Genomic DNA, 15,545 nt, shown 5'->3' on the forward strand with positions numbered 1-15,545 from the left:
CCGCGGACCCGGCCCTGTTCGCCGTCGTACGGGGTGTCAGAACAGCCGCAGTTTGTCGTCCTCGATCCCCCGCAGGGCGTCGTAGTCGAGAACCTGGCAGCCGATGCCGCGGTCGGTGGCGAGGACGCGGGCCTGCGGCTTGATCTCCTGGGCCGCGAAGACACCGCGCACCGGGGCGAGATGGGGATCGCGGTTCAGCAGCTCCAGATAGCGCGTGAGCTGCTCCACGCCGTCGATCTCACCGCGCCGCTTGATCTCCACCGCGACGGTCCTGCCGTCGGCGTCCCGGCACAGGATGTCGACCGGCCCGATGGCCGTCGGGTACTCGCGGCGGATCAGCGTGTAGCCCTCGCCGAGTGTCTCGATGCGGTCGGCGAGCAGCTCCTGGAGGTGCGCTTCCACGCCGTCCTTGATCAGGCCGGGATCGACGCCCAGTTCGTGCGAGGAGTCGTGGAGGACTTCCTCCATCGTGATGATGAGCTTCTCGCCCGCCTTGTTGACGACGGTCCAGACGCCCTCCTCCTCGCCGGTGCCCTCCTTCAGGGTGCACGGCGGCGACATCCAGTTCAGGGGCTTGTAGGCCCGGTCGTCGGCGTGGATCGAGACGCTGCCGTCCGCCTTCACCAGAATCAGGCGCGGGGCCGAGGGAAGGTGGGCGGTGAGCCGCCCGGCGTAGTCCACGGAGCAGCGGGCAATGACGAGACGCATGGTCGGCAACGCTACTCGACGGGCGCCTGTCGACGCGATTCGCCCTGGAAAACACGCGTTCGGTAATGGCCGATTGTGTGCACGGTGTGCTCAGCGGGAGTGTCTCATCTGCCCATTTTCCTGGTGTCGTCACCGTACGTTGCTTACCGTATGAACGGGAGGTCGCGAGGCGTGTACGCAGCGTGTCCGGTATCGCGAACTCCCCCTATCTGTCCGGCAACCCCTGCTCATCGGGGGTGCGAGAGGAGAACTCATGTCGCTCGACGTCTCACCGGCCCTACTCGAACAGGCCGAGCGAGGCGAGGTCGACGAAGCGGAATTCGTCGACTGCGTCCGGACCTCCCTGCCTTACGCGTGGGAGATGATCAGCTCACTGGTGGCCCAGCTGAAGGTGGACGGCGGCGCGTTCGCCGACAACCAGACGCCCCCGCCGGACGAGCAGGCACGCGGCCAGCTGCTGCGTGCGCTTGCGAGTGACGCGATACGCGGCGCGCTGCAACGGCACTTCGGTGTGCGGCTGGCTTTCCAGAACTGCCACCGGGTGGCCGTGTTCCCGCTTGACTCCTCGGTCGACGAGAAACTGGACCGCTTCACCTCGGTCCGCAGTCAGGTGCTGAACCAGTCACCCGAGTTCCGGGACTGCTGACGCGGCGCCGCTTGCTTGCCGCTCCGTACGCGGGAGGTGCAGTTCTGTACCGGAGCGGCAAGCCCCCAGGAACCCACCGGGCTCTCAGACGAGTTGGGGGAGCACCTCGGCGCCCAGCCGCCGCACGTTCTCCTCGGTCGCCGCCAGGTCCCCGGAACCCTCGACGAGCAGCGCGAAGCGCGAGATGCCCGTCCGCTCGCTCGTCGCCGCCAGCCGGTCCGCGCACAGCCGCGGGGTGCCCACCGGGTGCAGCCCGCAGAGCAGTTCGGTGTACGCGAGGGGGTCGCGCATCCGGCGTGTGCGCCCGTCGACCGTGACATGGGCCTCCAGGCCCTGCTTCAGCCAGCCCGGCATCGCCTTCATCAGCGTCTCCGCCGCGTCGACCCGCCGGTCCGCGATCTGGCAGACGCCGGCCGACACATGGGACGCGCCCAGGATCTCCTCCGGCGACCGGCCGCAGGCCCGCGCATGCTGCCGCCACAGCGCGACCATCTCGGCCTTCTCCTCGTCCCCCACGTGCATCCCGAGCAGCATCGAAAGACCCCGCTCGGCCGCCAGCCGCACACTCGACGGCGAGGTGCAGGCGACGACCAGCTCGGGCCCTGCGGCCTCCGTCAGCGCCTCCGACGGCCGGGGCACCACCGGGACTTCACGGAAGCGGAAGCGCTCTCCGTCGGCCGCCACGGACGACTCGCGCAGCCACCGCACCAGAAGCTCCAGGGACTCCGGGAAGCCCTTCTCGTACGCCTCCAGACCCGCGCCGAACACCTCCAGGTCGACCCACGGTCCGCCGCGCCCGACACCGAGCGTGAAACGGCCGCCGCTCGTGTGGTGCAGCAGCGCCGCCTGTTCGCCGAGCGCCACGGGGTGGACGGTCGGCAGGACGCTGACCGCCGTGCCGACCCCGATGCGGCGGGTGCGGCCCAGCAGTAGGGCGGCCAGGGTGATGGCCGACGGACACGTGCCGTACGGCACGAAGTGGTGCTCGGCCAGCCAGACCGCGTCGAGCCCGGCCTCCTCGGCCACCTCGGCCGAGCGGACCGCGCGGTGCAGCGCCTCTCCCTCGCCCTGACCGGGGAACTGGGCCGCCAACACGAAACTTCCAACGCGCATTGCTTTCCTGCTTCCTTGGCTCCGACACGGAGCTCCCCCACAGCGCATAACCGTCTGACACGTGCCGAGGACACGGCCGGGCGGAGTATTTTGCGGATTGTCTGCAGAATGGGGCGTTCCGCCGGGGGCCCGGGGGAGAGCACACAGGGCGGACCCGCCGCGCCCGCGAGGGACTTATGGCGATTGGCGCCGTACGCGTACCCCTGTGCGCGCCGCGTAGGCTGGACGCGGCCCGTGCTTCCTGTATAGCCCCGAGAGGTGTCCCGTGTCCCCGCGTCGCAACCGACCCAACGGCGCCGCTTCGTCCGGACGGAGCGCCGAGGACGACCGCCCCGGCCGCTACGGCGGCTGGCAGTCCTCGGACAATTGGCAGGGCGAGAACTGGAGCGTGCGGCACGTGGCCGGCGCGAGCGCGCAGGGCAAGTCCTACCGCTGCCCCGGCTGCGACCAGATGATCCCGGACGGGGTGCCGCACGTGGTGGCCTGGGCCGAGCACACGGGCGTCGACGACCGCAGACACTGGCACAAGGCCTGCTGGAACGCGCGGGACCGCCGCACCCCGGGGGTGCAGCGGTCCCGTAACGCGCCGAAGTTCTGAGCGGACTCAGACGTCCCGCTTCTCCAGCAGCGCGAAGGCGCCGGCGAACGCCGCGGCCGTGACGCCGAGGATGATCCACAGCGGGTCCCAGCCGGACGGGCCGGACTGGCTCGCCGTGTTGAGGGAGTTGGCGTAGAAGACGCTCAGCTGGCTCGGGATCGAGTACTCGAACAGGGCGTCGCGCACGCCCTGCAGCGACTCCGAGAACATGAACAGCGCGATCACCAGCGGGGCCAGCACGGCGCCGATCATGATGGTGATGGCGCCGGCCGAGTGCCGGATGATCGAGCCGACCAGGAGCGAGAGCAGGCCCAGCAGGGCGATGTAGAGCGAAATGCCGACCGTGCCCTTCAGCCACTCGCCGCCCGAGGGTGCCTTGGCGCCGTTGCCGTCCAGCATGGCCACGTGCAGGAAGGCGACGAGGGAGGCGGCCACCAGCGTCACCACGAACGCGACCAGGAAGAACACGATGGCCTTCGCCGCCAGCACGCGTCCGCGGCTCGGGCAGGCGACCATCGTGGTGCGGATCATGCCGGTGCCGTACTCCGAGGCCGTGGTCAGCACGCCGAGCGTGATGACACACATGCTGCCGAGCAGCAGCCCGAAGAAGCCGAGGGACAGCGCGTTCTCGCCGGACAGGTCCGAGGAGGAGCTCGACACCACGATGCCCGTCAGCAGACCGATGCCGACGACGAGCAGGACGAACACGCCGAGCGTCCACATCGTGGAGCGCACCGACCTGATCTTCGTCCACTCCGAGGCGATGGCGTTGCCGAGGTGCGTGCGCACGATGGGGATCGGCGAGGTGTAGCCGGGGCTGCCGGCGTACGGGGCGGAACCGGGCGCCGCCTGCCAGGCGGGCGCGGCCTGCGGCGTCTGGGACTGGGGGCTGCTCATCGGGCGTCCTCGGGCTTGGTCAGGTCGGAGGTCGGGGCGGCGGCGGGCGTCGGCGGGGCGGGCTGCGCGGGGGCCGAGGCGGCCGGCTGGGCGGCGGGGGCCGCGGGGGCCTGCGGTGCGGGCTGTGCGGTGCCCTGGGGCGCCTGGGGCGCGGGCTGGGCGTACGGGTTGGGCGTTCCCGCGCCGGGGGCGCCAGGGGCGCTCGGAGCGACGCCGGGTGCCCCCGGGGCGCCGTACGGGCCCGCCGGAGCCTGGCCGGGCGTGCCCTGCGGCGAAGCCGGGAACGGCTGGCCGCCCTGCTGGGGCGGCGGCGGGGCGTACCAGCCCGGCTGGCCCTGCCCGGGCACGGGCATCGGCGGCTGCGCGCCGGGCGGCAGCGGCTGCTGGAGCCCTTCCTTCTGGTCGATCGTCGAGCGGTAGTCGACGGCGCCCTGCGTCATCCGCATGTAGGCCTCCTCCAGGGAGGCCTGGTGCGGCGACAGTTCCCACAGCCGTACGTCGTGGTCGTGCGCGATATCGCTGATGCGCGGCAGGGCCAGCCCCGTCACGCGCAGCGCGCCGTCCTGCTCGGGCAGCACGTGCCCGCCCGACTCGGTCAGCGCGGCCGACAGCTTCTCGCGCTGCTGCGGCTCGGTGTCGGGCGTGCGCACCCGCGCGAAGTCCGCGGAGTTCGCCGAGATGAAGTCGGTCACGCTCATGTCGGCGAGCAGCTGGCCGCGCCCGATGACGATGAGGTGGTCGGCGGTCAGCGCCATCTCGCTCATCAGGTGGGAGGAGACGAAGACCGTACGGCCCTCCGCCGCCAGCGCCTTCATCAGGTTGCGCACCCAGAGGATGCCCTCCGGGTCGAGGCCGTTGACCGGCTCGTCGAACAGCAGCACCTGCGGGTCGCCGAGCAGCGCGGCGGCGATGCCGAGCCGCTGCCCCATGCCGAGGGAGAAGCCCTTGGACCGCTTCTTGGCCACGTCCTGCAGACCGACGACCCCGAGCACCTCGTCCACCCGCCGGGCCGGGATGCCCGACAGCTGGGCCAGGGACAGCAGGTGGTTGCGGGCGGACCGGCCGCCGTGCACCGCCTTGGCGTCCAGCAGGGCACCGACCTGGCGGGCGGCGTTGGGCAGCCTGCGGTACGGATAGCCGCCGATCGTCACCTGCCCGGCCGTCGGATTGTCCAGGCCGAGGATCATCCGCATCGTCGTCGACTTGCCCGAGCCGTTCGGCCCGAGGAAGCCGGTGACGGCTCCGGGCCGCACCTGGAAGGAAAGGTTGTACACAGCGGTCTTGTCGCCGTAGCGCTTCGTCAGGCCGACTGCTTCGATCATGCTCCGCACCCATCGCAAGGTTCAGGACAGCGGGGCACACGCCCCCGTAAGGGTTAGGAGGATATCGAGGCGCTGACGGTTCCACCCAAGAGGAGGTAAAGGGTCAGGCGAAGTCCGTCCCGCTACGCATCGCGCTTCTTCAGCAGCACATAACCGCCGACGAGCGCCGCGAGCACCCACAGCCCCATGATCCCCAGTCCGCCCCACGGCCCGTACGGGGTGTCGTCGTCGATCGGCGTGACCACCTGCATGATCTTGCTGCCGGCCTGGTCGGGGAGGAACCGGCCGACCTTCTTCGTCGCGTCGACGTTGCCCAGGATGTTGGAGATCAGGAAGAAGAACGGCATCAGGATGCCCAGCGACAGCATCGGCGAGCGCAGCATCGCGGCGACGCCCATGGAGAACATCGCGATCAGCGCCATGTAGAGGCCCCCGCCGAGGACCGCCCGCAGCACCCCCGGGTCGCCGATCTCCGCCCGGTGCTCGCCCAGCATCGCCTGCCCCAGGAAGAACGCGGCGAAGCTGGTGACGAGACCGACCAGCAGGGCGAGCCCGCCGGCGACCCCGATCTTGCTGAACAGGAAGGAGCCACGCTGCGGCACCGCGGCCAGCGAGGTGCGGATCATGCCGGTGCTGTACTCGTTCGACACGACCAGCACCCCGAAGACGATCATCGCGAGCTGACCGAGGCTCATCCCCGCGAAACTGATGAACGTCGGGTCGAAATCGGCCCGGTCCTGCGCGTTCATCGAGTCGAACTCGTTCTTCGACAGCGCCGAGATCAGCATGCCGAGGGCGACCGTCACGACCACCACCAGCGAGAGTGTCCACACCGTGGACGCCACCGACCGGATCTTGGTCCACTCCGACCGTACGACCTGTGTCGTCGCCATGCTCAGCCCCTCTTCCAGCCGTCGCCCCACTGCTGCCGCGCCGGCTCGGGGCCCGTCGCGCTCGTGTCGCTGTGCGCGTGGTACTCCACCGATTCCGCGGTCAGCTGCATGAACGCCTCCTCCAGCGAGGCCTGTTGCGGGCTCAGCTCGTGCAGTGTGATCCGGTGCTGCGCCGCCAGCTCACCGATCTGCTCGGCCTTGCCGCCGTCCACCTCCAGCACCCCGTCCCCGCTCTCCACCGCCACGATCCCGGCCTGGTGCAGCACATCGAGCAGCCGCTCCCGCTGCGGACTGCGGACCCGGACGTACGAGCGTGAGTTGCGGGCGATGAAGTCCGCCATGGAGGTGTCCGCGAGCAGCCGCCCCTGCCCGATGACGACGAGGTGCTCGGCCGTCAGGGCCATCTCGCTCATCAGGTGGGAGGAGACGAACACGGTCCGGCCCTGCGCGGCGAGCGACTTCATCAGGGTGCGGATCCAGTGGATGCCCTCGGGGTCGAGCCCGTTGACCGGCTCGTCGAACATCAGGATCCGCGGGTCGCCGAGCAGCGCGGCGGCGATGCCGAGCCGCTGACCCATGCCCATCGAGAAGCCCTTGGTCTTCTTCTTGGCGACCGCCGTCAGCCCGACCGTCTCCAGCACGTCCCGGACCCGGCCGCTCGGAATGCCGTTGCTCTGCGCGAGGCACAGCAGATGGTTGTAGGCGGTGCGCCCGCCGTGCCAGGCCTTGGCCTCCAGCAGGGCGCCGATGTACGTCAGCGGGTCCTTGAGCTGCTGGTAGTGCTTGCCGTCGATGCGGACGTCGCCGGCGGTCGGGTGGTCGAGACCGAGGATCATCCGCATGGTCGTGGACTTGCCCGCCCCGTTCGGCCCGAGGAAGCCGGTGACGATGCCCGGTCTCACGGTGAACGACAGGTTGTTGACCGCCACCTTCTCGCCGTACCGCTTGGTCAGCCCCTCCAGCTCAATCATGCCCGCCACGCTAGAACGGGACAAAGCCCTCTGCCACCCGAGCGGCAGAGGGCTTTGCGGAGGTTCAGACTCCGTATGCCCGCGTGTTACCGGGACTGCTGCGCCGGGACCCCACGGGAGATCGGCTCCTCCTCGGCCGGCGTGCCGGCCGCGGCCACCGCGGCGCCCGTGAGCGTCGCGAGCATCTCGCGGACGTTCGTCAGCTGGGCGTTGATGCTGTCGCGGCGGTTGGTGAGGGCGGCCAGCTCGCGCTCGGATTCCGAACGGATGCGGTCGGCCTTGGCGTTGGCGTCGGCCACGATGTCCTCGGCCTGGCGCTGGGCCGTCTCCACCGTCTGGCGGGCGCGGCGCTCGGCGTCCGTGCGCAGCTTCTCGGCCTCCAGGCGCAGCTGCTCGGCGCGGTGCTCGATCTCGGCGAGACGCTTCTCGGCCTTGGCCTGACGGGAGGCCAGGTCGCGCTCGGACTGCTCCCGGCGCTTGGCGAGGTTCGTCTCGAAGTCCGCGGCGGCCTGCGCGGCCTTGGCGCGGGTCTCCTCGAAGAGGGCGTCCGCCTCCTCGCGCTTGGACTGCGCGTCCTTCTGCGCCTCGGCACGCAGCTGGGAAGCGTCACTCTTGGCCTTCTCGACGATCCGCAGACCCTCGTCCTCGGCCTTCGCCTTGCGCTCCGCCGAGTACGACTCGGCGTCGTTGCGCACCTGCTGGGCCGCCGACTCGGCGAGCTCGCGGTGCTGCTCGGCCGCGCGCCGGGCCTCCTCGCGCAGGTCCTTCGCCTCCTCCTCGGCGAGGCGGAGGATCTTCTCCACACGCGCACCGAGACCCGCGTACGACGGCTCGGCGTCGGTGATCTGGGCCTGGGCGTTCTGCGTCTCGAGGTGGAGCTCTTCGATGCGCTTTTCCAGAGCGGTGATGCGGGCGAGAGCGCTGTCACGGTCGGAGACGAGCTTGGAGATACGTTCGTCCACCTGAGCGCGGTCGTATCCACGCCGCACAAGCTCGAAGCCGTAGGGGGAAGTGTCGCTCATGGGGTTCCTGTCGAATGAGACCGGTGAGGTGATAGATGGAATCCTAGGGGCCGAAACGGTGTGTCATCGAGCGGATGCGCGTTTGATCTGGAAAATGACACCCCTTTTGAGTGGCTAACCCCCGGACCGCTTGCCAAAGACTTGGTCAAAGGCCCCAGCACACACCGGATTCGCCCCGTTTGGCTAGCTATCCGAGCCCTTGCCACCCGAACGGGGTGCGCCGACCGTCGCGCCCGCCTTGACTCCGTTGTCCTTGCCCGTGGTGGGGGCCTCGAAGGACTCCAACGCCTCCAGGACGTCCTGGACACGGGAGATCTCGGCGTTGATGTCCTCGCGACGACGGACCAGGACCTCCAGCTCGCGCTTGCCCTCCTCGACCGTGCGCTTGGCCTCGCGGATCGCCTCGGCCTTGAGCTCCTCGGCCTCCCGGACCAGCGTGGACTTCTTCTGCTCGGCCTCCTTGAGCAGCCCCTCCGCCTTCTTCACCGCGGCGATACGGACCTTGCCGGCCTCGGAGTTGGCCTCCGAGACGATCTCCTTGGCCTTCGCCTGCGCCTTCGCCAGCTGCTCCTCGGCCGCCTTGACGAGCGCGTCGCAGCGGTCGCCCGCCGACTTCATCGTCTCGGCCGACTCCCGGCGGGCCCGCTCGTGCAGCTCCTCGATCTCGGAGGTGATGCGGTCGCGGAGCTCCTCGGCGCGCTCCCTTATCTGCGTGGCGTCCCGGCGCGCGCCGACCAGCAGCTCGTCCGCGTCCGTACGGGCCTTCTCCACCAGGGAGTTGCCCTCGACCGTCGCCTCGGACACCAGGCGGTCGGCCTCGGTGCGGGCCGCGCCGACCATGGTGTCGGCCTGCGACTCGGCCTCCGCGGTGGTCTTGTGCGCCTGCTGCTGCGCCTCGCTCAGCAGCTTGTCCGCCTCGGCCGTGGTCTCCGTGATGAGCTTGTCGACCTGCTCGGCCGCCTCGGAGCGTCGCTTGTTGGCGTCCTTGCGGGCCTCGTCCAGCGTGCGGTCGGCCTCCTCGCGCGCGGCGCTGACCAGCCGCTCCGCTTCCGCCTCCGCGTCGGTCTTCACCCGTCCGGCCTCTGCGCGGATCCGCTCCGCGTGCTGCTGCGCCGAACCGACCGTCTCGGCGGCCTCGGCCCGCAGCCGCTCCGCCTCGCTCGTGGCCTCCCCGACCAGCTGGTCGGCCTTGGCGACCGACTCCGAGCGCACCCGCTCGGCCTCCGTGGCCGCCTCGGAACGGACGCGCTCGGCCTCGGAGATCGCCTCCGTACGGACCCGCTCGGCCTCGGCGACCGTGTCCATGCGCAGCCGGTCGGTCTCCTGGACCGTCTCCGTCGTCAGCCGCTCCGCCTCGTTGCGGGCCTCGGTGATGAGGGTGTCCGCCTGCGTCGCCGCGTCCGAGCGGATGCGGTTGGCGTCCTCCCGGGCGTCCGCCCGGGTGCGCGAGGCGGCCTGCTCGGCCTCGGCGATCGCGTCCGACGCCTCCGTGCGCACCCGCTGGGCGTGCTCGGCGACGTCCGCGCGGATCCGCTCCGCCTCCGAGATCGCCTCGGACATCGTCCGCTCGGCGAGCGCCTTGGCGGCCTCGGACTCCTCGTGCGCCTCGCGCCGCAGCCGGCCCGCGTCCTCGCTGGCCCGCTCCCGCTCGGCGTAGGCGTCGGAGCGGACCCGGTCCGCCTCCTCCTGGGCCTCGCGGCGCGTACGGTCCGCCGCGTGCTCGGCGGCGGAACGCAGACCGGTGATCTCCTCCTGGGCCTGCTCGTGCAGCCCCGCGACGGAGTCCCGGACCTGCTGGGCGTGCTGCTCGGCGGCCGACACCATCTCCGTGGCACGGCGGTCGGCCTCCTCGACCAGCCGTACGGCCTCGGTCTGCGCGTCCTCCACGCGCTTGCGCGCCGAGGCCAGCAGCTCCTCGCTCTGCTCGCGGGCCCGCTCGCGCTCCTGGTCGGCCTCCTGCCGGGCGCTGCCGAGGAGCTCCTCGGCCTCGCGGCGGCGCCGGTTGGCCTCCTCCTGGGCGGCGGCCAGCGTCTCCGACGCCTCCGCGGCGAGCCGCTCGGCGGCGGCCTGCGCCTCCGCGCGCATCCGGTCGGCGCTCTCCTGCGCCTCCGACTTCAGCCGCTCGGCCTCGTTCGCCGCCTCCGAACGCAGGCGTACGGCGACGGCCTCGCCCTCGGCCCGCGCCGCGGACGCGTCGGACGCGGCCTCGTCGCGCAGCCGCTCGGCCTCCGCCTCGGCCTGCTGCTGGAGCGTCCGGATCCGCTCGGCGGCCTCGGCGCGCAGCCGCTCGTTCTCCTCGGTGGCCTCGCGGCGGATCCGCGCGGCCTCCTCCCGGGCGTTCGACAGCGCCTGCTCGGCGGCCGTCAGCCGCTCCTCCGCCTCCGTCTGGAGCCGCGTCAGCTCCTCGGCGGCCTCACCGCGACGGACCTCTATGGCCCGCTCGGTCTCCTCGTGCAGCTCCCGCGCCGCGCGCTCGGCTTCCTCCCTGAGCGCCTCGGCCTGCTCGACGACCTCCTCGCGGTGCCGCTCGGCCTCCTGCCGGGTGCGCTGGAGGGTCTCCTCGGCCTGCCGGCGCAGGGTCGTCGCCCGCTCGATGGCCTCGGTGCGGACCCTCTCGCTGTCGGTCTGGGCCGTCGTGCGCAGCTCGTCCGCGTCCGCCTTGGCCTTGGCGAGCAGCTCCTCGGCGGACTTCGCCGCCTCCTCGATCTGCGCCACGGCCTCCTTGCGGGCCTCGGCGCGGATCTTCTCGCCCTCGTCGACCGCGTCCGCGCGCAGCTGCTCGGCCTCGCCGCGCAGCCGGCGGGCTTCCTCCTGCAGCTCGACCGTCTTGGCGCGGTACTCCTTGGTGTCGTCCTTCGCCGCGCCCTTGAGCTGCTCGGCGATGTCGTGCGCCTCGGCCCGCAGCCGGTCCGCCTCGGCCTCGGCCTCCGAGCGGATCCGCTCGGCCTCCTCGGCCGCCGCCTTCGTGGTCTTCTTGGCGTCCTCCGACGCCTTGTCGAGGACCTCCTCGGCGGTCCTGGCCGCCTTGGACAGCTGGGTCGCGGTCTCCTCGGCGGTGAGCGTGCGGGCCTTCTCGGAGGCCTCCGCGACGATCTTCTCGGCCTCGGCGCGGGCGTCGGCGACCAGCTGCTCGGCCTCGGACTTGGTGTTCTCGGCCTCCTTCGTGGCCTCCTCGACCAGCCGGGCGACCTGCTCCTTGGCGGTGCGCGTACGCGTCTCGTTCGCGGACTCGGCACTCGCCAGGGCCTTGGCGGCGGCCTCCTTGGCCTCCGTGACCAGCTTCTCCGACTCGGTCTGCGCCTTGCGCAGCGCCTCCTCGGCCTCGGCCATCCGCTGCTCGGCGGCCTTGCTCAGCTCCTGGGCCTCGCGGCGCGTGGACTCCGACTCCGTGGCGCTGGACGTGCGCAGCTGCTCGGCGTGGTCGGTGGCCTCCTGGGCCTGCGTGGAGGCGGCGTTGAGCAGGCGCTCGGCGTCCGTGCGGGCACGGCGCAGGATCTGCTCGGCCTCGGCCCGGGCCTCCTCGGCCGCGCCCGTCAGCCGCTGCCGGGCCTCCGTCGCCAGCCGCTCGGCCTCCGCGCGGGCGGTGGCCAGAGCCTGCTCGGCCTCCGCGCGGGACTCCTCCAGCAGCCGGCGGGCCTGCTGCTCGGTGCGGGCCCGCAGCTGCTCGGCCCAGGCCACGTTCTCGTTGACGTGCGACTCGACCGTCTGGCGGCGCTCGGCCAGCTCCTGGTCCAGCTGCTGGCGGCGGGTCACCGCCTCCTGGTGCAGCTCGGCCTGGAGCCGCGCGGCCTGCTCGGCGTGCTCCTGGAGGATCCGCTGGGTCTGCGCCCGGGCCTCGCTCAGCTCGCGGTCGGCGTCCGCGCGGATCTGGTCGGCCTGCACCTGCGCGTTGCGCAGCAACTGCTCGGCCTGCCAGCCGATGTCGCCCCCCTCGAAGGGGGGCCGGGACATGATGGTGCGCCGCGCCTCGTGCAGCTTGGCGCGCAGCACCTCGACCTGGTAGCCGAGGTCCTCGGCGTGCTGGATCGCCTTTTCCCGTTCGGTCTTCAGCCGCTTCATCTCGGCTTCGAACCGAGAGAGGTGGTCGACGTCAGCCGCCGGCTCTCGCTCCTGGCTCTCGTAGCCCCGCACTGCGCGGTCCCATCCGTCCCCTGGTCGCAACACTCTCCAAACGAGCTCCGTCCATCCGCCGAACGGGGCCCCCGGGGAATGGTGTCAGATCATCGGCGGAGCAGAGGCTGCTGCCCCGACGCTCGTCCCCCGAAACCCGGACCCCGGTGGTCCTGCCGTAGCACGGCGGGACCGCGGTCACCCTGGACTGAGCGGCGACCGCCCCCAACCCTACCGGCCCCTATGTACGAGGGTCAGTGCTCAGGTGACTCAACGGGCGCCGAAGTGACCAGTTCTGTCAGTACGCCATGGCAGTCCTTGGGGTGCAGGAAGGTGATCCGTGACCCCATGGAACCGCGTCGCGGCTCTTCGTACAGCACGCGTACGCCCTTGCCCTTGATCTCCTCGGCGTCGCCGTCGACATCTGCCGTACCGAAAGCGATGTGGTGGACGCCCTCACCGTTCTTCGCGAGCCACTTGGCGACGGTGGAGTCCTCGCGGGTCGGCTCCAGGAGCTGCAGGTAGGAGGCGCCGCCGTCGGACGTCTCGTTGATCTTGAGCATGGCCTCGCGCACGCCCTGCTCCTCGTTGACCTCGGAGTGGAACACCTCGAAGCCGTAGGTGGCACGGTAGAACTCGACGGTCTTGTCGAGGTCGAAACAGGCGATTCCGATGTGGTCGATTCGCGTCAGCATGGATTCAGTGCAACGCCCCGGAGGTGGTTACGCAACGTGCGCGCGATCACACCGACAGCCCGATGACGGCACGGAGTGCCACTCAGTACATTCGAAGTAAACCCTCGTTCACTCCTCGGCTGTGCAGCCGGTAAGGGGATCGCAGCTCATGTCTTCTGCTACGACCAGCTCGGTGATCGTCTCGGGGGCGCGTACGCCCATGGGGCGGTTGCTCGGATCGCTGAAGTCATTCTCCGGAGCCGACCTCGGCGGCTTCGCGATCAAGGCCGCCCTCGACCGTGCGGGGATCGGCGGCGACCAGGTGCAGTACGTGATCATGGGCCAGGTGCTCCAGGCCGGGGCGGGGCAGATCCCGGCCCGTCAGGCCGCGGTCAAGGCCGGCATCCCCATGAACGTGCCCGCGCTGACCATCAACAAGGTGTGTCTGTCGGGCCTCGACGCCATCGCGCTCGCCGACCAGCTCATCCGCGCGGGCGAGTTCGACGTGGTCGTCGCCGGCGGCCAGGAGTCCATGACCAACGCGCCGCACCTGCTGCCGAAGTCCCGCGAGGGCTTCAAGTACGGCGCGGTCGAGATGCTCGACGCCATGGCCCACGACGGTCTGACCGACTCCTTCGACGGCGTCGCCATGGGCGAGTCGACGGAGAAGCACAACACCCGTCTGGGCATCGCCCGGCCGGAGCAGGACGAGATCGCCGCGCTGTCGCACCAGCGGGCCGCCGCCGCGCAGAAGAACGGCCTGTTCGAGGCCGAGATCACGCCCGTCGAGATCCCGCAGCGCAAGGGCGACCCGGTGCTGTTCAGCAAGGACGAGGGCATCCGCGGTGACACGACCGCGGAGTCGCTCGGGAAGCTGCGTCCGGCGTTCGCCAAGGACGGCACGATCACGGCCGGTTCCGCCTCGCAGATCTCCGACGGTGCCGCCGCCGTCGTCGTGATGAGCAAGGCCAAGGCGCAGGAGCTCGGCCTGGAGTGGATCGCCGAGATCGGTGCGCACGGGAACGTGGCCGGGCCGGACAACTCGCTGCAGTCGCAGCCGTCCAACGCGATCCTGCACGCGCTGAAGAAGGAGGGCCTGGAGGTCTCGGACCTCGACCTCATCGAGATCAACGAGGCGTTCGCGGCCGTGGCCGTGCAGTCCATGAAGGACCTCGGGGTGTCCACCGAAAAGGTGAATGTCAACGGTGGCGCCATTGCCCTGGGTCACCCGATCGGGATGTCCGGTGCGCGGCTCGTGCTGCATCTCGCGCTGGAGCTGAAGCGGCGTGGCGGTGGCGTGGGTGCGGCCGCGCTCTGCGGTGGCGGTGGGCAGGGTGACGCGCTGATCGTGCGCGTGCCCAAGGCCTGATTTCCGGTACGTCCCTTATCTGAACGGAGCTGTGATGCAGGACGTCTCCACCCTGGTGGCCCAGGCCAGGGAAGGCCGGCCGCGAGCCGTGGCCCGGCTGATCTCCCTGGTGGAGGGGGCGTCCCCGCAGCTGCGGGAGGTCATGGCGGCGCTCGCGCCGCTGACGGGCGGGGCGTACGTGGTGGGTCTGACCGGGTCGCCCGGGGTCGGCAAGTCCACGTCGACCTCGGCGCTGGTCTCCGCCTACCGCAAGCAGGACAAGCGGGTCGGCGTGCTCGCCGTCGACCCGTCGTCCCCGTTCTCGGGCGGTGCGCTGCTCGGGGACCGGGTGCGGATGTCGGAGCACGCCTCCGACCCGGGCGTGTACATCCGGTCGATGGCGACGCGCGGGCATCTGGGCGGGCTGGCCTGGGCCGCCCCGCAGGCGATCCGGGTCCTCGACGCGGCCGGCTGTGACGTGATCCTGGTCGAGACGGTGGGTGTGGGGCAGTCCGAGGTGGAGATCGCCTCGCAGGCGGACACGTCCGTGGTGCTGCTCGCGCCGGGGATGGGGGACGGGATCCAGGCGGCCAAGGCCGGGATCCTGGAGATCGGCGACGTGTACGTCGTGAACAAAGCCGACCGGGACGGGGCGGACGCGACGGCTCGGGAGCTGAACCACATGCTGGGGCTGGGGGAGTCCCGGGGGCCGGGCGACTGGCGTCCGCCGATCGTGAAGACGGTCGCCGCGCGCGGCGAGGGCGTCGACGAGGTCGTCGAGGCGCTGGAGAAGCACCGGGCCTGGATGGAGGAGCGGGGCGTGCTGGCGGAGCGGCGGGCGGCCCGGGCTTCGCGCGAGGTCGAGACGATCGCGGTGACGGCACTCCGGGAGCGGATCGGAGACCTGCACGGGGACCGGCGCCTCGGGGCGCTGGCGGAGCGGATCATCGCGGGCGAACTCGATCCCTACCGGGCGGCTGACGAGCTGGTGGCCGGGTTGACGGAGGGCTGAGAGGGCTTCGGCTTCTCGCCGGGTGGGGGTGCGCGCCCGCTTCGCCTTCGCGCGGGGTGTGGGTCGGGGCCGCGCGGGGGGTGTCCGTCCTCGGAACGGCGCGATGGGGCCGAACGCCGACTGACTCCCCGTTGACGCGCCAACCGCTGCGGGCCCGCCCAGCTGCGGGCATGTGTGCCGCTGGGGGCGGCACGGGTGGGCGCAGCGGCACCTCGTCGCGCCGAGCTGCGC

The 15,545-nt window shown here is 71.3% G+C and carries 13 protein-coding genes; 4 read left to right on the forward strand and 9 right to left on the reverse strand.

Annotated elements, in window-relative coordinates; all coding sequences use genetic code 11:
* Positions 1–36 precede the first annotated feature (36 nt).
* A complete protein-coding gene (gene nucS, locus HNR57_RS14185; protein ID WP_184560231.1) occupies positions 37–708 on the reverse strand; it encodes an endonuclease NucS in 672 nt (223 codons plus the stop codon).
* Between the two features lie 253 nt (positions 709–961).
* Here nucS and HNR57_RS14190 point away from each other — a divergent pair, with 253 nt between their 5' ends.
* A complete protein-coding gene (locus HNR57_RS14190) occupies positions 962–1,354 on the forward strand; it encodes an SCO5389 family protein (RefSeq protein WP_003993005.1) in 393 nt (130 codons plus the stop codon).
* An 84-nt stretch (positions 1,355–1,438) separates the two neighbouring features.
* On the opposite strand, the gene HNR57_RS14195 is transcribed toward HNR57_RS14190, so the two are convergent.
* Complete coding sequence (locus HNR57_RS14195) at positions 1,439–2,467, reverse strand: LLM class flavin-dependent oxidoreductase (protein WP_184560233.1); 1,029 nt, start codon at positions 2,465–2,467, stop codon at positions 1,439–1,441.
* A 265-nt stretch (positions 2,468–2,732) separates the two neighbouring features.
* Between HNR57_RS14195 and HNR57_RS14200 the strand changes: the two genes are divergently transcribed.
* A complete protein-coding gene (locus HNR57_RS14200) occupies positions 2,733–3,065 on the forward strand; it encodes an Rv1322 family protein (protein ID WP_184560236.1) in 333 nt (110 codons plus the stop codon).
* A 6-nt stretch (positions 3,066–3,071) separates the two neighbouring features.
* Here the strand turns inward: HNR57_RS14200 and HNR57_RS14205 are convergent, their stop codons facing one another.
* From HNR57_RS14205 to mce, 7 genes are all read right to left on the reverse strand, one after another.
* Positions 3,072–3,962 carry an ABC transporter permease gene (locus HNR57_RS14205; protein ID WP_184560237.1) on the reverse strand — a complete coding sequence of 297 codons (891 nt, stop codon included), beginning with the start codon at positions 3,960–3,962 and terminating at the stop codon, positions 3,072–3,074.
* Entirely contained in the window at positions 3,959–5,284 is a 1,326-nt protein-coding gene (locus HNR57_RS14210; protein ID WP_184560239.1) for an ABC transporter ATP-binding protein, read from the reverse strand. Before HNR57_RS14210 ends, HNR57_RS14205 begins: the two co-directional genes overlap by 4 nt.
* Before the next feature lie 122 nt (positions 5,285–5,406).
* Positions 5,407–6,177, reverse strand: coding sequence for an ABC transporter permease (locus tag HNR57_RS14215; protein WP_184560241.1), 771 nt, complete (start codon positions 6,175–6,177; stop codon positions 5,407–5,409).
* A gap of 2 nt (positions 6,178–6,179) precedes the next feature.
* On the reverse strand, positions 6,180–7,148 hold the full coding sequence (locus tag HNR57_RS14220; RefSeq protein ID WP_184560242.1) for an ABC transporter ATP-binding protein: 969 nt from the start codon (positions 7,146–7,148) through the stop codon (positions 6,180–6,182).
* Positions 7,149–7,234: 86 nt separating this feature from the next.
* A complete protein-coding gene (locus HNR57_RS14225) occupies positions 7,235–8,170 on the reverse strand; it encodes a coiled-coil domain-containing protein (RefSeq protein WP_184560244.1) in 936 nt (311 codons plus the stop codon).
* Positions 8,171–8,353: 183 nt separating this feature from the next.
* Positions 8,354–12,301, reverse strand: coding sequence for a polarized growth protein Scy (scy, locus tag HNR57_RS14230; RefSeq protein ID WP_184560246.1), 3,948 nt, complete (start codon positions 12,299–12,301; stop codon positions 8,354–8,356).
* 233 nt (positions 12,302–12,534) lie between these two features.
* On the reverse strand, positions 12,535–12,975 hold the full coding sequence (mce, locus tag HNR57_RS14235) for a methylmalonyl-CoA epimerase (RefSeq protein WP_184560248.1): 441 nt from the start codon (positions 12,973–12,975) through the stop codon (positions 12,535–12,537).
* Positions 12,976–13,123: 148 nt separating this feature from the next.
* Here mce and HNR57_RS14240 point away from each other — a divergent pair, with 148 nt between their 5' ends.
* Together HNR57_RS14240 and meaB are read left to right on the forward strand one after the other, a co-directional pair.
* Complete coding sequence (locus HNR57_RS14240) at positions 13,124–14,323, forward strand: acetyl-CoA C-acetyltransferase (protein ID WP_184560250.1); 1,200 nt, start codon at positions 13,124–13,126, stop codon at positions 14,321–14,323.
* 34 nt (positions 14,324–14,357) lie between these two features.
* Positions 14,358–15,314: a methylmalonyl Co-A mutase-associated GTPase MeaB gene (meaB, locus tag HNR57_RS14245; RefSeq protein ID WP_184560252.1), complete on the forward strand. Its 957-nt coding sequence runs from the start codon at positions 14,358–14,360 to the stop codon at positions 15,312–15,314.
* Positions 15,315–15,545 lie beyond the last annotated feature (231 nt).

This window comes from Streptomyces paradoxus (assembly GCF_014202475.1).
Classification (GTDB): Bacteria; Actinomycetota; Actinomycetes; order Streptomycetales; family Streptomycetaceae; genus Streptomyces; species Streptomyces paradoxus.